Raw genomic sequence first — 6,955 nt, forward strand, 5'->3', positions numbered from 1 at the left:
TCACCCATAACAATTTACTCTTTTTCTGCATGATAATCTGATAGTTTAACAAGTTTTTTTGACATAAAGATACTTATACCCGAAAAAAAAGTAAACCAAACAAGCTGAATAAAACAAAATAACGGATTAACAGAGTAAGAAGTTATAAATTCAGTTAACAATAATGAAACACCACGTAAAAAGTAAACAGATGAAAATATAATTATTCTGGAAATACCATCAGCCAAATTACTTATTTGCTTTGACAATTTCCCTGATAAATTGTTTTGATAAAACTGATTCGAGTGAGACAATACATATTCTATTGTTTCAGTTATAACTCTGTTTACAATTAGAGGAACAAATTTAGCAGAAATATAATTGATACTACGCCAACTAAAATTATCAAATAAAATGAAATTCAATACTATCAATATTGATGGAAATATCAAAATAGAAATATCTCCATTTGATACATTCGGTAAAATATTTATGAAATTCTTTATTAAAATACTATTAAATGGAGGCCCAAAACCAGTATTAACTGCAAGGAATGCGTAAATAATAACAATAGACTTATGTGGTCTTAAAAAATGCCATATGAACTTAAAAATCGTCTTAGGTAATGGGTGTTGCATCTGGTTCTGTGGCGTTTATTTTACATAAAGTACTAAATCGGGCTCTGTCGCATCTGTGGTTGATTTTTCCTAGTTCTCCCCTTTGTCTTACAAATTGGATATTATGCGGCTATAAGTTTAGAGAAGTTCTCAAAAGTAGATACTTGTTTTTTAGTTCCGCTTATTTATCCTTTTTGAATTACTCTAATATTTTCTATCCCTTTTATAGTAATAGAAGCCGAATGGAAACGCTTAACCCCTAGCATAGGTTTTATCCGTTTTTTTATAAATCTATGGTCTTGTTCAACTCTATTATTCAAGTATTTGCTTTGAAATATTTGAATTTTGTGATCTTGATCCAGTTCTATATTTAAAGCATCAAGAGCAGCTTTATTGTCTCACTTTGGGAGAAAAACCCCGCACTTGCAGTGCGTCGTTTCAACATATTTGGCAATTAAAGGTTCAATTTTATAAAAAAGTAATCTGTTTGTAAAAAATTCTAGTACTTTTACAGATCAACTGATCAAGGATTATGTTGATAGACATGGATAAATAGAAGATCAACTTGGAGATTTTCAAGTCGAAAACTAGCTGTGGCTAAGGCATTCATGCCGTAATCTTAAGCCCTGTATTTGCAATGCAGGGTGAGTTAACTACTACTGCTTTTGTCAATTACCACTTTAGAAGGAGTATTATTGCACCTGATAGCCTTCTTAAAAAAGGAAAGAGCTGCAGACTTGTCTCTACGTTCACTTAGAAAAAAGTCACCTGTATCTCCATAACGATCTACGGCTCTATATAAATAGATTCACTTACCATTTAGTTTGAGGTAAGTTTCATCCATTCTCCAACTACTACCAACTGGGCGTTCCGTTTTTCTTACTTCTTGATCTATGAGCGGAACAAATTTTATAACCTATCTTTGTAAAGTAGAGTGATCGATTTTTGCGCCTCTAATATGCATCATCTCTTCCAGATCTCTATAGCTTAAAGAAAAACGACATTTCATATAGACGAATAGAAGGATTAACTCCGGTGAAGAACAAAATCCTTTAAAATAGAGCAATAATCTCCAGGTAATACTAAACATCGGAACTAAACTTTTATACTAAAAATTCAATTTAATGCTTTTTTTATACAGACGCGACAGAACCAGCAACTCTTTTTCCATATAAGGCATAAATTTTATTAGAAATTCATCTACCGTAATAATATATTTCTACTAATTTGTCTACATTTATAGTTGGCTCCTTTGCTTTTTAGGGTTATTCTCCAAGTCCCTAAGTTTAAAACACAAAGGAGTTTTTTTAATTCAAAAATTGAAATCTAATTCCATAGTTCACGTTTTTAAGCGCTACGTGCCATTATTCTTAATTTTATATTAAATTTCAGATTTTATAATCCATTGTTACCTATTTATGTTAAATATTATTCTAGTGGGCCCTCCTGGGTCTGGAAAGGGCACACAAGCTGAACGGATGATTCAAAAATATGGCTTTATGTCGATCGCTTTAGGCGCTTTGTTGCGCCAACAAATAGCAGAAAATGGAGCCAATAAAACACGTATTGAGGAGTATATTAATAGTGGTCAATTGGTACCAGATGATTTATCATTTCAAATCGTAACAGAACTTGTACAAGCAAAACCTTCTAATGCATCCTTGTTATTTGATGGGTTTCCAAGAACGATTGTACAGGCAACTTTCTTAGATAATTGTTTGGTATCGTACCATGCTAAAATAGATGGCGTAATCTTTTTAGATGTACCCAACGTGCACTTACTAAAAAGGCTTAAACATCGTGCAACGATTGAAGCAAGGCCTGATGACCAGGATGATCATAAAATTAAGGCACGCATGCACATATACCAACAAGAGACCCTATCTATCCTCAACTACTATCAAGACCAAAACAAATTATATCGTGTAGATGGAACGCAAGCCATAGACAAAGTGACTAAAGCTATTGAAAACATTGTAGATCGGCTAAAGCTATAACAACTATGTCATCACCTAATTTTATTGATCATGTAAAGCTTTACCTACGCGCTGGAAAGGGGGGAGCCGGGTTGATCCATTTTATACGTGCTAAGTTTGTTCCAAAAGGCGGACCAGATGGAGGAGATGGTGGTAGAGGCGGCCATATTATTTTACGTGGTGCGAAACAATATAGTACTTTGCTTCATCTTAAATATCGAAAACACATCATTGCTGCCAATGGGGAAGTAGGTGGCGATAGCTGTAAAACTGGTGCAAGTGGAAAAGATGTAATCATAGATGTTCCATTAGGAACAGTAGCCAAAAGCGCAGATAATGAAGAGGTATTTTTAGAAGTGCTAGAGGACAAAAAAAAATATATCTTAATGGAAGGGGGAAAAGGTGGTTGGGGCAATACCCGTTTCAAAACGCCTACCCATCAAACACCCCGTATAGCTTATCCAGGAACAGCAGGTATGGAAGGCTGGATGGTATTCGAATTAAAATTATTGGCAGATGTAGGTCTGGTAGGTCTACCAAATGCAGGTAAGTCTACGTTGCTTTCGGTTGTATCAGCAGCTAAGCCCCGCATTGATAGCTATCCCTTTACTACTTTAGTACCGAATCTTGGTGTTGTCGCTTACCGAGACCACCAATCTTTTGTTATGGCAGATATTCCAGGGATTATAGAAGGCGCAGCTGCAGGAAGGGGATTAGGCACCCGTTTTCTACGCCATATTGAACGCAATGCAATTTTACTATTTATGGTCAGCGCAGAATCTAATGCCATCAATAGTGGTTATAAAATGTTGCTGAGCGAACTGGAAGCGCATAATCCTTTGTTATTAGATAAACCAAGGTTATTGGTTGTCTCAAAGGTAGACTTACTAAGCCAATCGGCACGTAAAGTCTTGTTGCAAAACTTACCTAAGGATATTACATGTTGTTTTGTTTCCGCTGCTACGGGAGAGGGTATCATTGACCTTAAAGACCTAATCTGGGAAAAACTTTCTGTATCAATGGTACAATAGTCGATAAAATTTTTAGATGTCCTTTCAATAGTTACGGCTTGATCGCATCAAAATTGCTGCTAATGCAGCACAACTGCAATCAACTCAAAAAAAGATAGGACTACTTACTAGGCAAACATATCTAAGGACTACGATGCATCAGACGGTGAAAACATTAGGTAAAGAAACCATTATATATAGCATAAGCAATATTATAGTGCGCGGATGTTCTTATCTAGTTTTGCTACTTCAAACCAATTTACTCACCCCAAGTGCCTATAGCATTGTTACAGAGTTCTATGGTAGTTACATTGCCTTGGGTCATGTCATCTACGATTTAGCCATGGATGTAACCTATTTGAGGTTTGTACATAGATTAGGGAAATCGTATACTTTTAATGCAATTGTAACCATATTACTTATTACCAGTTTTATTTTTTCAATCTTACTGATTCTATTTATACCACAAATTGCAAAGCTAACCAACCACTTAGTCCATATACGGTATTTCTATTATATGACTGGGATACTTATACTAGATACGCTACTGATGATTCCCTTAGCGAGGCTACGTCTAGAAAAAAAGACTTTTCGATTTTTGTTGGTAAAATTTTTGCAAGCCTTTGCGCATATTATTTTTTCTTTTGCATTACTTTACTGTCCTATATGTTTAAACAGTATAGCCTATTGGATAAGTCATAGTTTACATATACAGGTAGCCTTAAATGAACTAGATGCTGTTTTTATAGCCAATTTATTGTCTAGCGTAACTGCTTTAGCTCTTTTATTCGCTCAATTTAAAGGATTCTATTGGGTTTGGCATGGCCATACAATGCAAATGATAGGTCGTTATGCCGCAACTTCTTTTTTTACCATTCTATTTTTTAGAGTTAATGAAACATTACCACTTTTATGTTTTCGACAATTAGTTCCCAATAATTTTTACACTACCCATACAAAAGAGGAAATATTAGGTAACTTTGGTACCTCTTGTAAGCTGACGGTATGTATCACACTAGGGATTCAAGCTTTTAAATATGCTGCAGAACCATTCTTTTTTGCCAACTCAGATCGAAAAGAAGCAGGAAGGTTATATAGTCAAACGATGTATGTATTTATACTAGTATCCTGCTTTTGTCTACTACTGCTAAGTATAAATGTAGATTGGATCGCAAAAATCCTCATTCCAGATGCAAGGTATCGTGATACCATTGACACTGTACCCTACTTAGCATTTGTGCATATTATTTTAGGTATCTATTACAACTTGAGTACTGCTTTTAAATTGAGTAATCATACCCAATACAATACTTGGATCAGTGCATGGGGCAGTCTAGTGATTGGCCTTACTTCCGTTCTGCTAATACCAAAATTTGGCCATTGGGGCTGTGTATATGCCTCCATCAGTGGTGCGGTGGTTATGGGTTTATTGGGTTATTATATGGGTCAAAGATGTTATCCAATACCCTATCCTAAACAGGGATTTTTAATACTCTTATTTACTTTTTTAGTATTCCGAAAGATTCCTCTATGGCGTACCAAATTAGCTTTTTTAGGGATAGGATGGGCCTATATATGTCTACATATAGCGATTTTAGCCCTCTTTTCTATTTTAACGGTTGTATGGAAAAAATCTACTAATCTTAAAAAATAGGGCTATTTGAATATACCATTCCGATAAGAACGCTTTAATCAGACCATTCGAATAGACAAGTAAACTTTCCCCAAAATAGGGAAATTCCCTATAAAATCTGTGATTATAGTTGGGGGTGCATCATAAAAAAATACATACTGATAGCGAAGCAAGTTCCGCTGCTGTATGTAACTGATACAACCAGAAATGGTTACGATATATATTGGAATTATTGGAATTAAAAGTATACAATACCAATAAATCTGCTGCCAGCAGACCAACCGATAACCATGCATGTACCTTAAACAGTCGCTTAGTAGAAATGTTCTTATTCATAGATAATGCCAGTATCTTAAGGCCACAAGGTATTAATAACCTGAACTCTGGATTAGATTTTCATATTTGCGTATAAAGAAGCTTCTTTGAGTTTTAAATTTAGGTGATTGAAAATTACCTCTAAAAACTAAAGGAGCCGCTTATGAATGTAGACAAATTAGTAGAAATATATTATATGGTAGATGAGTTTTTAATAAAATTTATGCCTTATATGGAGAAAAAGCTGTTAACAGAGCCCACAAGAAAACCCACTAGAACTTGTTCTCTTAACTTAAGCGAAATAATGACTATACTAATTGCTTTTCATCTAATAGGTTTTAGAAATTTTAAGTTGTATTATCTTCATTTAGAGCAATTTCACTCAAGTGAGTTTAGAACATTAGTGAGCTATAATAGATTCATATCACTAGTAAAAAGAACGTTAGTTCCTATGTATTTCTTTACGCATAGTCTTTCTAACTCACATTCCGCACCAGATAAAAATTTTCTTCGCATGAAAAATGTTGAGTTCATTTATTTTCTTTTTTTGTAATTTTTGGAATGTTTTATTGTATTTGGTTAAGCTGTATAATGACTTAACAACTGTATTTATTGATTGTAAACCAATATTTTTATCTTTTTTTCCAAAAAGGACAGACTTCTCCCCTAAAAAACTACACATTTGTTTTTAATCCATAAATAGCCATGGCTTTTGGTCCAAAATAGCTTATAACGTGAGTTTCGGATTAGACTTATTGTAAACCAGTTGTATATATATTATCTATAGCCGGTTTTTTCTCTTTTAGTGAATAAGCTGTAATACCAGCTATTAAATTGACAATAAAATTAGGTATACTTCTATGCCTGGAGTGTTCTATCTGACTAATATTTTTAAGCTGATCGATAATGGTTTCAATGATAGATCTCTTTCGAAGCATTAGCCCATCCCAGATAGGCATGAAAGCATTTTTCATATTTTTTCTGATTTGAGTAATCAGTTCTATGCCTTTTCCCATAAGTTTTTCAAATAATTCTTTACTCAAGTAGCCTTTATCAGCAAATACTTTTCCGATCAAATTTTTACATAAGTTTTCTACTGGCCATCTATCATTGGACTTACCTGTAGTAAGAGAAAAATTCATAATTTCTCCTAAATCATTGACAATCAAGTTTAATTTGATTCCGTAAAACCATCCAGTAGTAGTTTTACCTTTACTAGCAATTGTCTTAAATACTTTATGAGCATAAGCTCTTTTTATATTACAAACCTTTATAGCGGTTGAATCCATAAAATAACAGCCTTGTTCTCGTTTTAGAAAGTACTTTAGAAGAAAAAAAGTAAAATGGAACTACTGTTCTTTGAACTAGGGTATATAAATCTACTATAGCTTACTAACTTGCAAAAGTCATTAGAATGAAATTGTT

The 6,955-nt window shown here is 33.9% G+C and carries 4 protein-coding genes and 4 pseudogenes; 4 read left to right on the top strand and 4 right to left on the bottom strand.

The features are described 5' to 3' along the window. Positions 1–14: 14 nt before the first annotated feature. From CHV_RS03125 to CHV_RS05320, 3 genes and pseudogenes are all read right to left on the bottom strand, one after another. Positions 15–617, bottom strand: a complete 603-nt coding sequence (locus CHV_RS03125; protein ID WP_051602204.1) for an ABC transporter transmembrane domain-containing protein — start codon at positions 615–617, stop codon at positions 15–17. 164 nt (positions 618–781) lie between these two features. Further along, a pseudogene (locus tag CHV_RS05315) lies at positions 782–973 on the bottom strand (DDE-type integrase/transposase/recombinase); the annotation flags it as partial. A 275-nt stretch (positions 974–1,248) separates the two neighbouring features. Further along, positions 1,249–1,686, bottom strand: a pseudogene (locus CHV_RS05320) (IS6 family transposase); the annotation flags it as partial. 328 nt (positions 1,687–2,014) lie between these two features. Between CHV_RS05320 and CHV_RS03130 the strand changes: the two are divergent. The 4 genes and pseudogenes from CHV_RS03130 to CHV_RS05595 all read left to right on the top strand — a co-directional run. Then, complete coding sequence (locus CHV_RS03130) at positions 2,015–2,593, top strand: adenylate kinase (RefSeq protein ID WP_034577262.1); 579 nt, start codon at positions 2,015–2,017, stop codon at positions 2,591–2,593. Between the two features lie 5 nt (positions 2,594–2,598). Beyond that, entirely contained in the window at positions 2,599–3,603 is a 1,005-nt protein-coding gene (gene obgE / locus CHV_RS03135) for a GTPase ObgE (protein WP_034577264.1), read from the top strand. A 133-nt stretch (positions 3,604–3,736) separates the two neighbouring features. Next, positions 3,737–5,236, top strand: a complete 1,500-nt coding sequence (locus CHV_RS03140; protein ID WP_034577265.1) for a lipopolysaccharide biosynthesis protein — start codon at positions 3,737–3,739, stop codon at positions 5,234–5,236. Positions 5,237–5,693: 457 nt separating this feature from the next. After that, positions 5,694–6,012, top strand: a pseudogene (locus CHV_RS05595) (IS982 family transposase); the annotation flags it as partial. Between the two features lie 270 nt (positions 6,013–6,282). Here CHV_RS05595 and CHV_RS03155 read toward each other — a convergent pair. Further along, positions 6,283–6,955: pseudogene (locus tag CHV_RS03155) on the bottom strand (IS982 family transposase); the annotation flags it as partial.

The sequence above is a fragment of the Cardinium endosymbiont cBtQ1 of Bemisia tabaci genome, assembly GCF_000689375.1.
In the GTDB taxonomy this organism is placed as follows: Bacteria; Bacteroidota; Bacteroidia; order Cytophagales; family Amoebophilaceae; genus Cardinium.